Genomic DNA, 16785 nt, shown 5'->3' with positions numbered 1-16785 from the left:
TCTCCGAAGGGCGGATGAGGGGCAGCGCCGGCGTTGGCCTTGCAAGCGCCCCTCGCTCCGTCCGAAAGAAAATCCCAAAACCTGGCGCTGCCGCTCATTGCCCTGCCGGGCATTTCTCCCCGTAAACGGGGAGAAAGAGGCTGCCGCGTAGGGTTTCGCCCTTAATTCACCGTCCGTCGTGTTCCCGGCATGTCAAGGGAGAAGGCGGGGATGGCGACGTCGAACGTCTCGCCGCGCCCGTTGCGCATCGTGTAGTGGCCGACCATAATCCCGGACGGCGTCGAGAGCGGGCATCCCGATGTATACTGATAGCTGTCGCCGGGGTTGAGCTCCGGCTGGTCGCCGACGACGCCGGCGCCGCGCACTTCCTCGACGCGGCCGCGTCCGTCGGTGATGTGCCAATAGCGCGACAGAAGCTGCACGAACTCGTCCGACCGGTTGTCGATCGTCACCTGGTAACCCCAAACATAGCGGTTCTCGGACGGATCGGAACGGTCCTCCAGGTAGAACGGCCTGACCTGCACTTCGATGTTGCGCGTGACGGCGCGATACATGAGCCACTCCGGTTTGCCGGCTCAGGGAACATTTATCGCGCTTCGCGGTTGTTACGCTAGGCGCCATCCGTCCTGCCGGCTTTCCACCGCACGTGCCGACAAACAATGTCATTTAAGTGACACATGACAATGTTGGTGTGCACAAACCGTGCGGGCGACTCGGGCGCTCTGTCGACTGATGAAACGGCCGCGGGCGGCCTTTCCGGAGTGACCAGATCTCGATGGAACTGACCCTCGCAGCCGCCTTTGCCTCGTCAGCCCTTCTTCTTTCCAATCTCGCCAGCATCATGCTCGCTTCATCGCGGCTGAAGGCGCGTCGCGTCATTCCCGCACCCTCCGGCAAGCAGCTGCCGGTCTCCATCGTCGTTCCGTCGCGGGGCGTGGAGCCGTTCACCGAAGAGACGCTCGAGCGCGCTCTCTCGCTAGACTGGCCGCGCTACGAGCTGATCTTCTGCGTCGCTCATGCCCAGGATCCCGTGGTCGGGCTGATCAATGCCGCGATCGCGCGCTTCCCCGGGATTCCGGCGCGGTTGCTCGTCGGCGATGACAGGATCAGCGCCAATCCCAAGCTTAACAACTGCGTCAAGGGCTGGCAGGCGGCCCGGCACGATTGGGTGATCCTTGCCGATTCCAACGTGCTGATGCCCAAGGACTATGTCCAGCATCTGATGGCGGCCTGGCGGCCGGACACCGGCCTCGTCTGCTCGACACCGATCGGCTCGCGGCCAGACGGTTTTTGGGCCGAGGTCGAATGCGCCTTCCTCAACACGCTGCAGGCGCGCTGGCAATATGCGGGCGAGGCGCTCGGCCTTGGCTTCGCCCAGGGCAAGAGCATGTTGTGGAACAAGCCGATGCTCGACGCTCATGGCGGCATCCAGGCTTTAGCCGCCGAGATCGCCGAGGATGCGGCGGCCACCAAGCTGGTCAACAGCCTGGGCCTCCGGGTCAATCTCGTGGCCTCGCCCTTTGAGCAGCCGCTCGGCCAGCGCACGCTCGCCGAAATCTGGTCGCGCCAGGCGCGCTGGGCGCGGCTGCGCCGCGTTACCTTCCCATTGTTCTTCGCGCCCGAGATCCTGACCGGTGTGGTTATGCCGCTGATTTTGGCACTCGTCGCGGCGGCAAGCGCCGGCGTCAGCCTGCCCACGACTGCGCTTTGCGTGCTGGCGATCGCCTATGTACCGGAGTGCCTGCTTGCCTGGTCCAAGGGCTGGTACCTGTCGCCGCGCAGCGTCACCGCGATGGTCGTCCGCGACGCGATGCTTCCCACCATATGGGCGCGCGGCTGGCTGGGCGGGGCCGTCGAATGGCGCGGCAACGCAATGACCATCAGCAACAGCGGGATGACTGAACTCGAAGAGATTGCTTGAGCCGGCTGTGGCTCAAACAATCTTTTGTCGCCGTCGGGGCCTGTTATTTCGCCGCCTTGAGTGCCTGTTCGACGTCGGAGAGCAGGTCGTCGGCATCCTCAAGCCCCACAGACAAGCGCAGCGTGCCGGGCCCGATGCCGAGTTCGGCGCGCGCCTCGTCGCTCAGATTCTTGTGCGTGGTGGTCGCCGGATGGGTGATCAGGCTCTTGGCGTCGCCGAGATTGTTGGAGATCAGCACGATGTCGAGCGCGTTCTGGAAGGCGAAGGCCGCCTGCTTGCCGCCCTTGACGTCGAGGCAGATCAGCGTCGAGCCGCCCGACATCTGCTTCCTGACGACATCCGCCTGCGGATGGTCGGCACGGCCCGGATAGATGACGCGGGCGATCTGCGGCCGTCCAGCCAGGAAGTCGGCGATCTTGCCGGCGCTTTCGGTCTGCTGGCGCACGCGCAGCGGCAGCGTCTCCAGGCCCTTGAGCAGCGTCCAGGCGTTGAAGGGCGACAGGCTCGGGCCGGTGTGGCGGAAATAGTCGTGCAGGTTCTCGTCGATCCACTTCTTGTCCGACAGGATGACGCCGCCGAGGCAGCGGCCCTGTCCGTCGATATGCTTGGTCGCCGAATAGACCACGATATGGGCGCCGAGCTGCAGGGGCTTTTGCTGGAGCGGCGTGGCAAACACATTGTCGACGATCACGCGCGCGCCGATCGAGTTGGCTAAAGCGGCGACGGCGGCAATGTCGACCACTTCCAGCGTCGGGTTGGTCGGGCTTTCCAGGAAGAACAGCTTGGTGTTGGGCCTGACCGCCTTTTCCCAATTGGCGATGTCGGTGCCGTCGACCAGCGTCGCTTCGATGCCGTAGCGCGGCGCCAGCGTCTCGACCACCCAGCGGCAGGAGCCGAACAGCGCCCGGGCCGCGACGATATGGTCGCCGGCCTTGACGCTGCAGAGAAGTGCCGCGGACACCGCCGCCATGCCGGAAGCGGTGGCCCGGGCATCTTCCGCGCCTTCCAGCGCGCACATGCGCTTTTCGAACATGTCGACCGTCGGGTTGGCGTAGCGCGAATAGATGAAGCCCGGCTCCTCGCCCTTGAAACGGGCTTCCGCCGCTTGCGCCGTTTCGTAGACATAGCCCTGGGTGAGATACATCGCCTCGGCGGTCTCGCCGAAGCCGGAACGCAATGTCCCGCCATGCACGAGTGCGGTCTGAGGCTTCCAGTTACGCGTCTTGCTCATCGCCCTATTTCCAAACACAAAAAAACCGGCCGCGACGTCGCAACCGGTCCATACGGCCTTGCGGCCAGCGGTCCTTTAGCGACTTGTTTAACGTGGCTGCAAGCCGACCGGCCAAATCACCACGGGATAACGACCCTTTAGACCTCGCCCGCGCTTGCGTCAATTGCCGGCTTGATTAAGAGGTTTGTACCAGGCTGGAGCGTGCGACCATGCGCCTGCCCGGCCTTTGGAGCAATTCCAGGAAAAGTGTGAAACGGATTTCCGTCCGGAATTGCGTCAAAACAAAGAGGTAGAGCGGTTCGCCGTTTTCGTGAAACGGCGAATTGCTCTAGCGGAGCCAGACCCTTGCGGCAGACAGGCATTCTTCCGGATCAGGACATCGCGGCGCTGTTCGAGGCGGGCGCGCTGAAATCGCCGCGCGCGCTCGATACCAACCAGATTCAGCCGGCCAGCCTCGATCTGAGGCTGGGCGACAAGGCCTTCCGCGTCCGCGCCTCCTTCCTGCCCGGTCCCGATCACTTGGTTTCCGACAAGCTCGACCGGCTGAAGCTGCACGAGATCAACCTCACCGAAGGCGCGGTGCTGGAGACGGGCTGCGTCTATATCGTGCCGCTGCTCGAGAGCCTGGCGCTGCCGGCGCAAGTCTCGGCCTCCGCCAACCCGAAGAGCTCGACCGGGCGGCTGGACATCTTCACGCGCGTCATGACCGACCGCGGCCACGAGTTCGACAAGATCGCTGCCGGCTATCGTGGTCCGCTCTACCTGGAGGTCAGCCCGCGCACTTTCCCGATCGTCGTGCGCACCGGCTCGCGCCTGTCGCAGATCCGCTTCCGCACCGGCAATGCGGTGCTTTCGGAGAGTGAATTGCGCGACCTCCACCGCGCCGAGATGCTGGTCGCCACCGAGCCGCCCAACATCTCTGGCGGCGGCATAGCGCTCTCCATCGATCTCGACGGCGACAAGGACGGTCTTGTCGGCTATCGCGGCAAGCACCACACCGGCCTCGTCGACGTCGACAAGCGCGCCGCGCAGGATGTCGTCGACTTCTGGGAGCCGCTCTACAAGAGCGGCGCCGGCGAACTGGTGCTCGACCCGGACGAGTTCTACATCCTGGTCTCTCGCGAAGCCGTGCATGTGCCGCCGCTCTATGCTGCCGAGATGACGCCCTTCGACCCACTGGTCGGCGAGTTCCGCGTCCACTATGCCGGCTTCTTCGACCCGGGCTTCGGCCATTCCGCCGCCGGCGGCAGCGGCAGCCGCGCGGTGCTCGAAGTGCGCAGCCACGAGGTGCCGTTCATCCTCGACCACGGCCAGATCGTCGGCCGCCTGGTCTACGAGCATATGCTCAAGCGCCCGCGGGCGCTTTACGGCAGCGACCTCGGCTCCAACTATCAGGCGCAGGGGCTCAAGCTCTCCAAGCATTTCCGCGCCGCGCGCTGATCCATCTGCACAGCCTGACGGCACTTGCCTGGCCTGGCTCGCCATGCTTGGCTGCGCTTCACTTATCCAGAAACCTGACTGAGGGAGACGAAAATGCAGATATCCAGATGGATCGTATCGGCAGCGGCGGCCGCCATGCTGGCGCTTGGCGCCGGTTCCGCCATCGCGGCGGAAAAGATCAAGATCGGCACCGAGGGCGCCTATCCGCCCTTCAACACCATCACGCCGGACGGCAAGGTCGAGGGCTTCGACATCGATATCGCCAACGCGCTCTGCGCCCAGATGAAGGTCGAATGCGAGATCGTCACCCAGGACTGGGACGGCATCATTCCGGCCCTTCAGGCCAAGAAGTTCGACGCCATCATCGCCTCGATGAGCATCACCGAAGAACGCAAGAAGCAGGTCGCCTTCACCCACAAATACTACACCACGCCGCTTTCGCTGGTCGCGCTCAAGGATAGCGACATCGCTTCCACCGAGCCGGCGGCGCTCGCCGGCAAGACCGTCGGCGCCCAGGCCTCGACCACCCAGGCCAACTACGCTCAGGACGTCTACGCCAAGGCCGGCGCCGAGGCGAAGCTCTATCCGACCCAGGAAGAGGCGGTCACCGATCTTCTCAACGGCCGGCTCGACGCCGTCATCTCGGACAAGTTCGTGCTGGTCGACTGGATGAAGAAGGCGAGCGACGGCTGCTGCAAGCTGGTCGGCGACGTCAAGGGCACCGAGACCGAAGCCGGCATTGCCGTGCGCCTGGAGGACACCGCGCTGCGCGACAGGCTGAACGCGGCCATCGACGCTATCGTCGCCGACGGCACCTACAAGAAGATTCAGGCCAAGTATTTCGACTTCGATATCTATTGAGGTTGAGCCTCTTCCCCTTCTCCCTTGTGGGAGAAGGTGTCGCCGAAGGCGACGGATGACGGGTGCTGGACGGAGTGAGGCGCCTCATTTCTTCCAGCACCCCTCATCCGTCTTGGCGCTGACGCGCCAATCCACCTTCTCCCACAAGGGGAGAAGGGAAGGTCGGTGCTACAGCGCCTTCACCGCCACCTTCACCGGCTTTTCGATCTCCAGCGGGTTGCGCAGCGGCAGGCCGAAATCCTTGGCCTCGATCTCGAAGGTATCGCCGGCCTCGGTCCTGACGCCGTCGGCGAAGGACAGCGTCGCGGTGCCGAACATGTGCACATGCACGTCGCCCGGCTGGCGGAAGGCCGAGTATTTGAAATGGTGATGCTCGAGATTGGCGATGGTGTGCGACATGTTCGCCTCGCCCGACAGGAACGGCTTTTCCCAAAGCACCTTGCCGTCGCGCCAGATGCGCGATGAGCCCCTGATGTCGGCGGGCAGGTCGCCGATCAGGATCTCCGGTCCGAACGAAGCGTTGCGCAGCTTGGAGTGAGCGAGGAACAGGTAGTTGACACGCTCGGTCACATGGTCGGAAAACTCGTTGGACAGCGTGAAGCCGACACGGAACGGCGCGCCGTCGTCGCCGATGACATAGATGCCGGCGATCTCCGGCTCCTCGCCGGCGTCCTGCGCGAAGGCTGGCGACATCAACGCCGCACCCGGCGCCACCGCCATGGTGCCGTTGCCCTTGTAGAACCATTCCGGCTGCACGCCGATCTGGCCCTTTGGCGGCTTGCCGCCTTCCAGCCCCATGCGGAACATCTTCATGGAATCGGTGAGCTGTTCTTCGCCGTCGCTGAGCTTCTTATGCATGGAATCGCGCGTCGCGGCGGAACCGAGATGCGTAAGCCCTGTGCCGGTGAGGTGGAGATGCGCCGGGTCCGGATGGTTGATCGGCGACACCAGGCGGCCCTTCTTGTAGGCGGCGTCGAGATCGACCGTCTCGCCATAGCCTTTGCGCTCGATCAGCGCTTCGAGGCCGGTGCCGGTGCGGGCCGCCTCCATCGCCAGCGAATAGACGCTGCGCGCGCCGTTGATGATCCGGGTCTTGCCGCCGCTGCGGGCAACGACGCGGATCGTCTCCGCGTCGTCGAGGATCTGGGAAATCAGCATGATGAACCCTCTCTCTTTTGCCTTGGCCCGGCTGCCGATGGGCAACCCCTGACCGGCGCAGCCCGGAACCGATCCGCGCCACGGTTGAAACTCTTCGTCCGGATTGCGCTCGCGAGCCTGGTCCTTCCGGGACTTCTTCGCGCCGACGGGTTGCCGGCAGCTCCGCGATCTAGAACCCGTATGCCTCCTTAGTCCTTGCCTCCGGCCGTTAAGCCTTGTTCTTGTTGTAGACGTCGAAGATGACGGCGCCGAGCAGCACCAGGCCCTTGACCACCTGCTGCCAGTCGACATTGACGCCCATGATCGACATGCCGTTGTTCATGACGCCCATGATGAAGCCGCCGACCACGGCGCCGATGACCTGTCCGACGCCGCCCATCGCCGAGGCGCCGCCGATGAAGACGGCCGCGATCACGTCGAGCTCGCTGCCAAGACCGGCGGCCGGGACGGCCTGGCCGAGGCGCGCCGCGATGATCAGGCCGCCGAGCGCCGACAGCACGCCCATGTTGATGAAGACGAGCAGCGTCAGCCTTTCGGTGTTGATGCCCGACAGCTGCGCTGCCTTGGCATTGCCGCCCATCGCATAGATGCGGCGGCCGATGGTCATGCGCTTGGTGACGAAGACGAACAGCGAGATCAGCACGCCCATCACCAGAAGCACCACCGGCAGGCCCCGGTAGCTTGCGAACTGGAACACCAGGAACAGCGCCAGCGCGCTGCCGACCAGCGTCTTGATGACGAACAGCGGGAAGGGCTCGGCCTCGTAGCCGTGGCGCTCACGCTTGCGGCGGGCTCTCAGGCCGAAATAGGCATAGGCCACCACCGCGATCAGGCCGAGCACGATCGTCGTCATGTGCAGCGTGAGCCCGCTGCCGACGATGGTCTTGCCGGCGGCGTTCACCGTCGGCGGGATCAGCGTCAGCGGGCCGATGACGTCCGGGATGAAGCCGGAGCTCAGCGCCTTGAAGCTGTCGGGGAGCGGGCCGACCGAGGAGCCGCCGCCAAGCAGCGCCTGGCAGATGCCGCGGAAGATCAGCATGCCCGCCAGCGTCACGATGAAGCTCGGTATCCGGTGATAGGCGATCCAGTAGCCTTGCGCGGCGCCGATGAGGGCGCCCACGATCAGGCACACGATCGAGACCACCAGCGGATTGCTGAATATCCCGAGCGGCCAGATGACCATCATCATCGCGGCGAGCGCGCCGATGAAGCCGGCGACCGAGCCCACGCTGAGATCGATATAGCCGGCGACGATCACCAAGAGCATGCCGAGCGCCATCACGATGATGAACGAGTTCTGCTGCACCAGGTTGCTGAGGTTGACCGGTTTGAACAGCGTTCCCGACGTCGTGTACTGGAAGAACAGCATGATGACGATCAGCGCGATGATCAGTCCATATTCGCGCAGATTGGTCGTCAGCGCCGAGACGGCGATGCGCGGACCATGCTTGACGTCTTCGGCGACGCCGCTCTGCGGCGCGGGAGCGCTTTCTGTGCTCATGATGCTTTTTTTCCTTCTCCCCGAACGATGGCGCGCATGATTTTTTCCTGGCTGGCGTCGCTTGCCGCCATTTCGCCGACGATACGACCTTCGTTCATGACATAGATGCGGTCGGTGATGCCGAGCAGCTCCGGCATTTCCGACGAGATGACGACGATCGCCTTACCCTCGGCGGCGAGGCGGGCGATGATCGTATAGATTTCGTATTTGGCGCCGACATCAATGCCGCGCGTCGGTTCATCGAGGATCAGCAATTCAGGGTCGGCGAAAAGCCATTTCGACAGCACCACCTTCTGCTGGTTGCCGCCCGAAAGATTGCCGGTCAGCTGATAGACGCTGGAGGCGCGGATGTTGGTCTTTTTGCGATAGTCGTTGGCGACGCTCATCTCGCGCATGTCGTCGATGACGCCGCGGCTGGAGACGCCGCCGAGGTTGGCTAAAGTCACATTGTGCTTGATATGGTCGATGAGGTTGAGGCCAAAGGTCTTGCGGTCTTCCGTGACATAGGCGATGCCGCTTGCCACGGCCTTGCTCACCGAAGAGAGGTCGATCGGCTTGCCGCGGAGCAAAACCTCGCCGGTGATGTGCCGGCCGTAGGATCGGCCGAACAGGCTCATCGCGAATTCGGTGCGGCCGGCGCCCATCAGCCCGGCGATGCCGACCACCTCGCCCTTGCGCACATTGAGGCTGATGTTCTTGATGACCTGCCGTTCGGCGTGGATCGGATGGTACACCGACCAATCCTTGACCTCGAAGATGACGTCGCCGATCTGCGGCTCGCGCGGCGGATAGCGGTCGTCGAGCGAGCGGCCGACCATCGAGGTGATGATGCGGTCCTCGCTGATGTCCTTCCTGGGCAGGGTCTCGATGGTGCGCCCGTCGCGGATCACCGTCACCTTGTCGGCGACACGGTTCACCTCGTTGAGCTTGTGCGAGATCAGGATCGAGGTCATGCCCTGGCGTTTGAATTCGAGCAGGAGATCGAGCAGCGCCTGGCTGTCCTTCTCGCTGAGCGAGGCGGTCGGCTCGTCGAGGATCAACAGCTTGACTTCCTTGCTCAGCGCCTTGGCGATCTCGACCAGCTGCTGCTTGCCGACGCCGATATTGGTGATCAGCGTCTTGGGGTCTTCCTTCAAGCCGACCTTGTCGAGCAGGGCCTTGGTGCGCTTCTCGTTGGCGTTCCAGTCGATGACGCCATAGGTAGCGTGCTCGTTGCCGAGGAAGATGTTTTCCGCGATCGACAGCATCGGCACCAGGGCAAGTTCCTGATGGATGATGACGATGCCGATATGCTCGCTGTCATGGATGCCCTTGAAGTGGCATTCCTGGCCGCGAAAGACGATCTCGCCTTCATAGGTGCCGGTTGGATAGACGCCCGACAGCACCTTCATCAGCGTCGATTTGCCGGCGCCATTCTCGCCGACGATGGCATGAATTTCGCCTTCCTCGACGCTCAGGTTGACGTTCGACAGCGCCTTGACGCCGGGGAACGTCTTGGTGATGTCGCGCATCTCCAAAATCGTCGAGCTCATCAGGAATCCACTCCCTGGCGCATGCATTCCATTTGTTGCGGAAAATGTCATGCGCGAAATCAACATACTGCAGTCTTGCCCGCGCCGCGACGGCGCATGGCGCTGCAGAAGCCGGCAAAAACAATACCGGGCTCGCTTCTGAACGAAAAGGGGCCCTGCGTCGCGCAGGACCCCTTCCTTTGAGGCAAGATTACTTCAGCTCGTCGGCCTTGATGTAGCCGGAGTCGACGACCTGCGCCTGGTAGTTCGACTTGTCGACCTCATGCGGCGTCAACAGGATCGAGGGAACGACCTTGACGTCGTTGTTGTAGGTCTTGTCGTCGAGGCCGTCGGGCTTGCCGCCGGAAAGCACCTTGTCGACCAGCTGCACGGTGGCCTTGGCCAGCTCGCGAGTGTCCTTGAACACGGTCGAATACTGCTCGCCCGAGATGATCAGCTTTACCGAGGCGGTCTCGGCGTCCTGGCCGGTCACGATCGGCCAGGGCTGGGCGTCCGTGCCGTAACCGACGGCGCGCAGCGAGGCGGTGATGCCGCGCGACAAGCCGTCATAGGGCGACAGGACGCCATCGACGCGGCTGCCGTCCGAATAGTTGGCCGAGAGCAGGTTGTCCATGCGCGCCTGGGCGGTGGCGGCCAGCCAGCGCAGCGTGCCGACCTTGTCCATGCCCATCTGGCCGGACTTGATCTTGATCGAGCCGTCATCGATCAGCGGCTGCAGGACGGACATGGCGCCGTTGTAGAAGAAGAAGGCGTTGTTGTCGTCGGGCGAGCCGCCGAACAGCTCGACGTTCCACGGCTTGGTGTTCGGGAAGCGCTCCTTGAGACCCTTGACCAGGGAATTCGCCTGGATGACGCCGACGCCGAAATTGTCGAAGGTGGTGTAGTAGTCGACATTGCCGGTCTTCTTGATCAGGCGGTCATAGGCGATGGTGACGACGCCCGCATCATTGGCCTTCTGCAGCGCATCGGCCATGGTGGTGCCGTCGATCGAGGCGATGATCAGCGCCTTCGGGCCCTTGGTGATTTCGTTTTCCAGCTGGCTGAGCTGGTTCGGGATATCGTCCTGCGCATATTGCAGGTCGACCGTGTAGCCGAGGGCCTCGAGCTGGGACTTGACGGCGTCGCCGTCGTTGATCCAGCGCTGCGAGGTCTTGGTCGGCATCAGCACGCCGACGAGACCCTTGTCGGCTGCGTGCGCCGAATAGGTCATGGCGGCGACGCCAAGAGCCGCGACGGCGGCCAGTGTCTTGATGATCTTCACATTACTCTCCCTGGTTGATGGACGCGACACCTCGGGGCTTCGCGGGCCGCGCAGTCGAGCAGGAGCGCGGTCGCGCCTCTGTCGGCTTTATCGATCTCCGGTATCCTCCCAATCGGCCCCGTGACGCAGTTTCAATCGATACGATTTTGCTCGTTGCCGATCGTTGCGCCTCGGAACGCGCGAAGGGTGTGTTCCTTTGACATAACTGTCAAATGCGATCTTTGGTGGTTGCTATACCGAAACCGGTATGGTTTAGCGTACGGCAAAGAACTGGCGGAGAGGCTGGGAAATCATGGCGGCATTGCGCGATCCTGATGCGATTTCAGGTGGTTACGAGAAGCTCCCGGGCGACGGGGAAACGCTCCTGCGCAGCGGTTTGAGCCTGCGCCATATGCGCATGATCGCCGCCCTCGACGATCACGGACGGGTGAGCGCCGCCGCCCAGGTCATGAACATCTCCCAGCCGGCCGCCTCGCGCATGATCGCCGAGATGGAGGCGGTGCTCGACGTGAAGTTGTGCGAGCGGCTGCCGCGCGGCGTGACGCTGACCCCTTACGGCCAGGCGCTAGCCAGGCGCGCGCGCTCGATCCTGCTCGAGATGCGCGAGGCCGACCGCGAGATTTCCGAGCTCAAGGCCGGCAAGGGCGGCTCGGTGTTCCTCGGCGCCGTGACCGCGCCGGCGATCGAGCTGGCGGTGCCGGCGATCCGCGAGATCCGCCGCATCTATCCGCGCATCGAGATCACCATGCAGGTCGAGACGTCGAACGTGCTCGCCCGCGAGCTTATCGCGTCCCGCCACGATTTCATCATCGCCCGCATTCCCGACGACCTCAATCCGCGGCTGTTCGAATCGCGCGTCATCGGCATCGAGAAGGCCTGCCTGATCGTGCGCCGCGGCCATCCGCTTGCCAGCGGCAGGATGGTCGGCCTGGAGGAGACGGCCGCCTATGACTGGGTCTTCCAGTCCGGCGGCTCGCCGCTGCGCCAGGCGATGGAAAGCAATTTCCTGAACCGCAACATCCCGCTTCCCGACCGCATCCTCAACACCTCTTCGCTGCTCTTGACGCTGGTGATGGTGGCGCAATCCGACGCCATCGCCCCCGTTTCGGTCCAGGTGGCCAAGTTCATCCAGGGCGCCGACGGGCTGTCCGGAGCGATCGATGTCGTGCAGACCGAGTTCGACATCGAGGTCCGGCCTTACAGCCTGATCACGGTCAAGAACCGCGTGCTCTCGCCCGCCGCCAAGATGCTGCACGACTTCATCTTACGTGAAGTGGGGTGATGGAACGACAATAGCACCCGCACGTTCAAACCGATCGGCGGCGCGCCGGAGCCTGTTTTTCCGGGTGAGGGACGAGCCGCCGATGCTCAACAGCTCGGGAGGTTTCGATGGAACGTCGGTTGTTTCTGACTGGAATGCTTGGCGTTGCGGGGGCAGCGGCACTTGCAGGCCTGGCCGGACCTGGCAAGGCGGTTGCCGGCATCCCCAAAGGCAACGGAATCCTCGATGAATTGGATAAGCCGGATCCGGCCATCTATGAGGAGGACGAGCAGGCCGATCTGCTGCAGCCGGCTCAGTACTATTACCGCCGCCGTCGCTACTATCGCGATCGGTACTACCGCCGTCGCCGCCGCCGGCGGGTTTGGAGAAGGGTCTGCCGCCGCTACTGGCGCTATGGTCGGCGTCACGTCCGCTGCTGGCGCCGCCGCGTCTGGATCAGTTTCTGGCTCTGAGGCGACAAACTGTCGACGACCTGCGTTCGCTGCGTGGATTGCTGGATTTGGGTCTGCCATCTGGGCAAGACCCGCCTTGCCGGCAGGGTGTGGCCGGCGCGACCAGGGCGCTCGCCTTCGGATGCTGGACCGCATCCGGAAGATGCTTTGTCTTGGTCGGACCCTATGTGCGCCGATCGCAGGCTAGGTGAAAACGCGCAACCTGACCCTTGTCACCAACAGTCTTCCGAGTTCTCTTGTGCCGAAGGACTGGAAGCAGAGGACTGCACTGCGGCCTGAACTTGCGCCAAGTCACGCGCATTTGTATTTCCGCGCTATAGGGTCGACACGAGCAGCTGGTCTCCTGGAAGGGATACGTCGAAATCCTCGGCGATCCGGTCATTGCTTGAGACTGCTGCCGGACACGGGCTATCAGGAGTGCCAGTTGTTCGGTTCCCGTCATCGGGGGATTCGCCATCGCCATGTCCTTGCGCGCTCTGTTACGATACTGGCGCTCCGCCCTTCTCGATGGCGTCCGGCATGTCGATCCCGAATCCCTTGCACTCCATCCATGCCCGCGCGCCGAATTGGCTGCAGGTCGGCTTGGACCGGAAACGCTCGAGGCGGTGTGGCGGGACGCGGAGGCCGGCCTTTCCACCAGGGAGCGCGAGGAACTGACATCCATCGAAGTGCTCGTCGCCGTGGTGGTGCTTGAGCCGGAGCGCGAGCACTCGGCTGCCTTCATGGCCGCGAGGCGGACTCGGGTGCCGTTGTGGCTGTGCGTCAACGTCGACCGGCACGGCGTGCTCTCTCTTCCCGGCGAGCAGACGGATCCGGTCATCACGGACCGGGCGGTGCTCGCGCCGCTGGCGTCCGGAACGCAGACATTCTCCTCCGTTGCGGCGGAAGACGAATACCGCACTCGCAATCCTCTCCCGCCGAGAGATGCCGGCTGGCCGGAATTCTGGGCCTATGTCACCGAGATGTTCTCCCGCCTTTTTGGCGGTGATCCCGGCAGTTGGGTGCCGGAGCGGCATGTCGACCTGGGCGCATTCATCGCCCATGGTTCCCCGCCTCCCGATACGAGCGGGCCAATCCGAAATATCTACGAGGTTCTGATCAACCGCGGGGACGATGACGCTCCGCCATTGCTTGCCCGCTTCGCAGCACCGCCGCCGGCGCGCGACGTGACCGCCACCGTCGAGGATGACAATGCTGCGGCGCGCCGGCATCTCGGACAGATGGGCGGCGGCTTCCCTCTCAATCGCAGCCAGCGCCAGTCGCTGGGCGCGGTGCTGGCGGCCGTCGACGGCGAGATCGTGGCCGTCAACGGTCCACCCGGCACGGGAAAGACCACCTTCATCCAGAGCCTCGTCGCGTCCTTGTGGGTGGAGCGCGCGCTGGAACGCAATGGCGAGCCGCCCGTCATCCTGGCCAGCTCCACCAACAACAAGGCCATCACCAACATCCTCGACACGTTCGCACGCGCGACGCTGCCGAAGACGCATCCCCTGGCCGGATTGCCGCTGGCCGAGCGCTGGCTACCTGACTTCAGCCAGTACGGGCTCTATCTGCCTTCGATCTCGGAGGCCGGGAAGGGCATCAAGGACGAGCTTGCCTTCGCGTGGTGCAAGACGCATGGGCAGCCCTGGAAGGGGCTGCCGGGGCGCATGGAGAATGCAGCCTATGTCAGCCGCGCCATGTCTTACTGGCAATCCCGGTTCGCCCTCTGGGCGGGGAGCCAGCCTGACGAAATGGGGCAGGCGGTCGAGGCTCTGCGGGGAGCCCTGTCGGCCAAGGTCGAAACTCTGAGAGCCGCGTGCGGCCGGTATCGCGACCTTCTCGCGCGTTCGCCCGACGGCGCGCTTCCGAGCTGGCACGACATCGAGCGGCTAAAGGCAGAAGCCGGAAGGGAACGGGAGTGGTTGGAGGAGTTCAAACGTCACGGCCATGAGGCTCTGCGGCTGATTCAGGGTTCTCTCATCGAGTCGCTCCTGTCCTGGCTGCCGCCGGTGAAGAGGCGGCTGTGGGCGCACGCGTATTCCTTCCTGGACTCCAAGGGATTGGCCGATCCGGCCTGGAGCTGGAAGACGGTTCTGAACGCGCCGGCCTTGCGCCATTGGCTGGATGACACCGTCAGGGCGGGCGAAGCTGCCATCGCCGTCAAGCAGAACGTCGTCGCCGGCTGGGAAGGGTGGATGAGCTCGCTGAAGTCCCTTCTGCCGGCGGCCGCCCTCGACGAGATCGCCGAGGCGCCGGAGCGCGCCGAGGCCCGGCTCGATACGATTGTCCGTCCCGAGCTGTTCCATCTCGCCGCGCGCTACTGGGAGGGCCGCTGGCTGATCGAAACGGCGGAGGCGCTCGCCCGCAACGACAAGACCTTCACCGGCCGCAGTCGGGATATGTGCGAGCGGCGCTGGCGGCGGTTCGCCAAGCTGACGCCCTGCCTGGTGTCGACCGCTTACACCGCGCCGCGCCTGTTCGACTACTTCGACGGCGCCAACCAGCCGCTGATCGGCTTCATCGACCTGCTGATCGTCGACGAGGCGGGGCAGGTGTCGCCGCAGGTCGGCGGCGCGCTGTTCGCCTTCGCCCGCAGGGCGTTGGTGGTCGGGGACACACAGCAGCTCGAACCCGTCTGGGGCATCGATACGGATACCGATTTCGGCAATCTTGCCAAGTGGGGCCTGGACAGGGACAAGCCTCTGTTGGAGCGCGACGGCATGCTGGCCTCGGAAGGCTCCGTGATGGCGATGGCGCAAGCGGCAACAGCCTTCGCCGCACCGCCGCACCGGGGACTGTTCCTCGAGGAGCATTGGCGGTGTCGCGCCTCCGTCATCGCCTACTGCAACGAGCTTGCCTATCGCGGCGCCCTCAAGCCGATGCGTCCCGACGGCGAGCACCCCCTGCCGCCGCTGGGTTACGCCCATGTGCCCGGCGTCGCCACGCGCGCAGGCCTGAGCTGGACTAATGCCGACGAGGCGGGCGTCATCGCCGACTGGCTGGGCCACCGGAGGGCGGAACTCGTCGGCCGTCACCGAGCCAAAAAGCTGGGCGATGTGGTCGCCATCGTGACGCCCTTCCGAGCCCAGATCGCAGTGTTGCGCCGAGAGCTGAAGAAAGCCGGTCTTGGCGACGAGAACATCACCGTGGGCACGGTCCACACATTGCAGGGCGCGGAAAAGGACGTGGTCCTGTTCTCGCCCGTCTACAGTGCCGGCCATTCCGGTGGCATGTTCTTCGACCGCGGCGTTTCGATGCTCAATGTCGCCGTATCCCGCGCGAAAGAAAGCTTCCTGGTCTTCGGCGACATCAGGCTGTTCCGGCCGGAACAGAGGGCGCTGCCGTCCGGCCTGCTAGGAGCCTACCTGTTCGCCGCCCCGGAGAACGAGATCACCGATATCGAGCCGATCAGCCCGATCGTGCTGAAGGAAGGACGCTCGGAGCTGGAACGTCTCAACGATCTCGCAGCCCATCGCGACGTTCTGCGCCGGGCCGTCGGCGAAGCCAACGAGCGCGTCCTTATCGTGTCGCCCTATTTGTCGAACAAGGCCATCGAGGCGGACAACCTGGCGTCCCTGCTGCTATCGCGTCGAGGCGGGCCCCGCATCGTCGTCGCCTATGACCACTATCTCAACTGCGGCGATGATCGTCGTCTGTTGCCCAGGACCGTCATGGCAATCGACATCCTGCGCGCGAGCGGAGCCGAAGTATGGTCCCTGGACGGCGCCCACAACAAGACCTTGACGGTCGACGAAAGCTGGATCGTCGAGGGCTCCTTCAACTGGCTGTCTGCCCTTCGGGATCGCGACAGCGACTTCCAGCGGCACGAGGTCTCCTTCCTCTATCGCGGCAAGGATGCCGCGATCCATGTGGGCAACGCCTGGAAGGAAGTGGAGGCCCTTCGCAGGAAGCCCGAGCGCGAGGGATCGCGGGAATAAATTTGAGCGCTTGGAGCGGGTAGCGGGAATCGAACCCGCGCGTTCAGCTTGGGAAGCTAGCCCTTTTCGCCGTCATCTCAATGGGTTGGTTGTAAAACAAGGCAAAAGCCGCTTATTTGAAAACAAAGGGTTAGATTCCGATTGTAAAACGTCCGGACCGTAGCGCCGGCATGACAGGCCGGTGAAAAGGCGAGGCTTGCGTTGGGCGTAAGCTCCGGCCATTTTG

The 16785-nt window shown here is 64.0% G+C and carries 12 protein-coding genes and 1 riboswitch; of the genes, 6 read left to right on the top strand and 6 right to left on the bottom strand.

The window, feature by feature from the left end; translation table 11 throughout:
- Positions 1-161: 161 nt before the first annotated feature.
- A complete protein-coding gene (apaG, locus tag RFN30_RS20010) occupies positions 162-554 on the bottom strand; it encodes a Co2+/Mg2+ efflux facilitator ApaG/CorD (RefSeq protein ID WP_124996092.1) in 393 nt (130 codons plus the stop codon).
- A gap of 221 nt (positions 555-775) precedes the next feature.
- On the opposite strand from apaG, the gene RFN30_RS20005 reads away from it, so the two are divergent.
- A complete protein-coding gene (locus RFN30_RS20005) occupies positions 776-1921 on the top strand; it encodes a ceramide glucosyltransferase (protein ID WP_320263809.1) in 1146 nt (381 codons plus the stop codon).
- A 43-nt stretch (positions 1922-1964) separates the two neighbouring features.
- Here the strand turns inward: RFN30_RS20005 and RFN30_RS20000 are convergent, their stop codons facing one another.
- Positions 1965-3152 carry an O-succinylhomoserine sulfhydrylase gene (locus tag RFN30_RS20000; RefSeq protein ID WP_320263808.1) on the bottom strand — a complete coding sequence of 396 codons (1188 nt, stop codon included), beginning with the start codon at positions 3150-3152 and terminating at the stop codon, positions 1965-1967.
- Positions 3153-3207: 55 nt separating this feature from the next.
- Positions 3208-3285: riboswitch (SAM riboswitch) on the bottom strand.
- A gap of 212 nt (positions 3286-3497) precedes the next feature.
- On the opposite strand from RFN30_RS20000, the gene RFN30_RS19995 reads away from it, so the two are divergent.
- Both RFN30_RS19995 and RFN30_RS19990 read left to right on the top strand, forming a co-directional pair.
- Entirely contained in the window at positions 3498-4592 is a 1095-nt protein-coding gene (locus tag RFN30_RS19995; RefSeq protein WP_320263807.1) for a 2'-deoxycytidine 5'-triphosphate deaminase, read from the top strand.
- A 93-nt stretch (positions 4593-4685) separates the two neighbouring features.
- Positions 4686-5453, top strand: coding sequence for an ABC transporter substrate-binding protein (locus RFN30_RS19990; protein ID WP_320263806.1), 768 nt, complete (start codon positions 4686-4688; stop codon positions 5451-5453).
- A gap of 168 nt (positions 5454-5621) precedes the next feature.
- On the opposite strand, the gene araD1 is transcribed toward RFN30_RS19990, so the two are convergent.
- The 4 genes from araD1 to chvE form a co-directional block, all read right to left on the bottom strand.
- Positions 5622-6611: an AraD1 family protein gene (gene araD1 / locus RFN30_RS19985; RefSeq protein ID WP_320263805.1), complete on the bottom strand. Its 990-nt coding sequence runs from the start codon at positions 6609-6611 to the stop codon at positions 5622-5624.
- Between the two features lie 208 nt (positions 6612-6819).
- Positions 6820-8112 carry a multiple monosaccharide ABC transporter permease gene (gene mmsB / locus RFN30_RS19980; RefSeq protein WP_320263804.1) on the bottom strand — a complete coding sequence of 431 codons (1293 nt, stop codon included), beginning with the start codon at positions 8110-8112 and terminating at the stop codon, positions 6820-6822.
- A complete protein-coding gene (gene mmsA, locus RFN30_RS19975) occupies positions 8109-9644 on the bottom strand; it encodes a multiple monosaccharide ABC transporter ATP-binding protein (RefSeq protein ID WP_320263803.1) in 1536 nt (511 codons plus the stop codon). Before mmsA ends, mmsB begins: the two co-directional genes overlap by 4 nt.
- Before the next feature lie 190 nt (positions 9645-9834).
- Positions 9835-10905 carry a multiple monosaccharide ABC transporter substrate-binding protein gene (gene chvE / locus RFN30_RS19970; protein ID WP_320263802.1) on the bottom strand — a complete coding sequence of 357 codons (1071 nt, stop codon included), beginning with the start codon at positions 10903-10905 and terminating at the stop codon, positions 9835-9837.
- 292 nt (positions 10906-11197) lie between these two features.
- On the opposite strand from chvE, the gene RFN30_RS19965 reads away from it, so the two are divergent.
- The 3 genes from RFN30_RS19965 (at position 11198) to RFN30_RS19955 (ending at position 16559) form a co-directional block, all read left to right on the top strand.
- Positions 11198-12187 carry a LysR family transcriptional regulator gene (locus tag RFN30_RS19965; protein ID WP_320263801.1) on the top strand — a complete coding sequence of 330 codons (990 nt, stop codon included), beginning with the start codon at positions 11198-11200 and terminating at the stop codon, positions 12185-12187.
- Between the two features lie 107 nt (positions 12188-12294).
- Positions 12295-12639 (top strand): protamine-2 (modular protein), encoded by a 345-nt coding sequence (locus RFN30_RS19960; protein ID WP_320263800.1) that lies wholly within the window; start codon positions 12295-12297, stop codon positions 12637-12639.
- A gap of 461 nt (positions 12640-13100) precedes the next feature.
- A complete protein-coding gene (locus RFN30_RS19955; RefSeq protein WP_320263799.1) occupies positions 13101-16559 on the top strand; it encodes an AAA domain-containing protein in 3459 nt (1152 codons plus the stop codon).
- Positions 16560-16785 lie beyond the last annotated feature (226 nt).

This window comes from Mesorhizobium dulcispinae (genome assembly GCF_033977345.1).
Classification (GTDB): Bacteria; Pseudomonadota; Alphaproteobacteria; order Rhizobiales; family Rhizobiaceae; genus Mesorhizobium; species Mesorhizobium dulcispinae.
This window is presented reverse-complemented; position numbering and strand designations above follow the sequence as displayed.

Excerpts from the sequence above, each read along its gene's own strand:
- RFN30_RS20005 (WP_320263809.1), top strand. The coding sequence starts at position 776 with ATGGAACTGACCCTCGCAGCCGCCTTTGCCTCGTCAGCCCTTCTTCTT.
- apaG (WP_124996092.1), bottom strand. The coding sequence starts at position 554 with ATGTATCGCGCCGTCACGCGCAACATCGAAGTGCAGGTCAGGCCGTTC.
- RFN30_RS20000 (WP_320263808.1), bottom strand. The coding sequence starts at position 3,152 with ATGAGCAAGACGCGTAACTGGAAGCCTCAGACCGCACTCGTGCATGGC.
- araD1 (WP_320263805.1), bottom strand. The coding sequence starts at position 6,611 with ATGCTGATTTCCCAGATCCTCGACGACGCGGAGACGATCCGCGTCGTT.
- RFN30_RS19955 (WP_320263799.1), top strand. The coding sequence starts at position 13,101 with ATGTCCTTGCGCGCTCTGTTACGATACTGGCGCTCCGCCCTTCTCGAT.
- mmsA (WP_320263803.1), bottom strand. The coding sequence starts at position 9,644 with ATGAGCTCGACGATTTTGGAGATGCGCGACATCACCAAGACGTTCCCC.
- mmsB (WP_320263804.1), bottom strand. The coding sequence starts at position 8,112 with ATGAGCACAGAAAGCGCTCCCGCGCCGCAGAGCGGCGTCGCCGAAGAC.
- RFN30_RS19965 (WP_320263801.1), top strand. The coding sequence starts at position 11,198 with ATGGCGGCATTGCGCGATCCTGATGCGATTTCAGGTGGTTACGAGAAG.
- RFN30_RS19990 (WP_320263806.1), top strand. The coding sequence starts at position 4,686 with ATGCAGATATCCAGATGGATCGTATCGGCAGCGGCGGCCGCCATGCTG.
- RFN30_RS19960 (WP_320263800.1), top strand. The coding sequence starts at position 12,295 with ATGGAACGTCGGTTGTTTCTGACTGGAATGCTTGGCGTTGCGGGGGCA.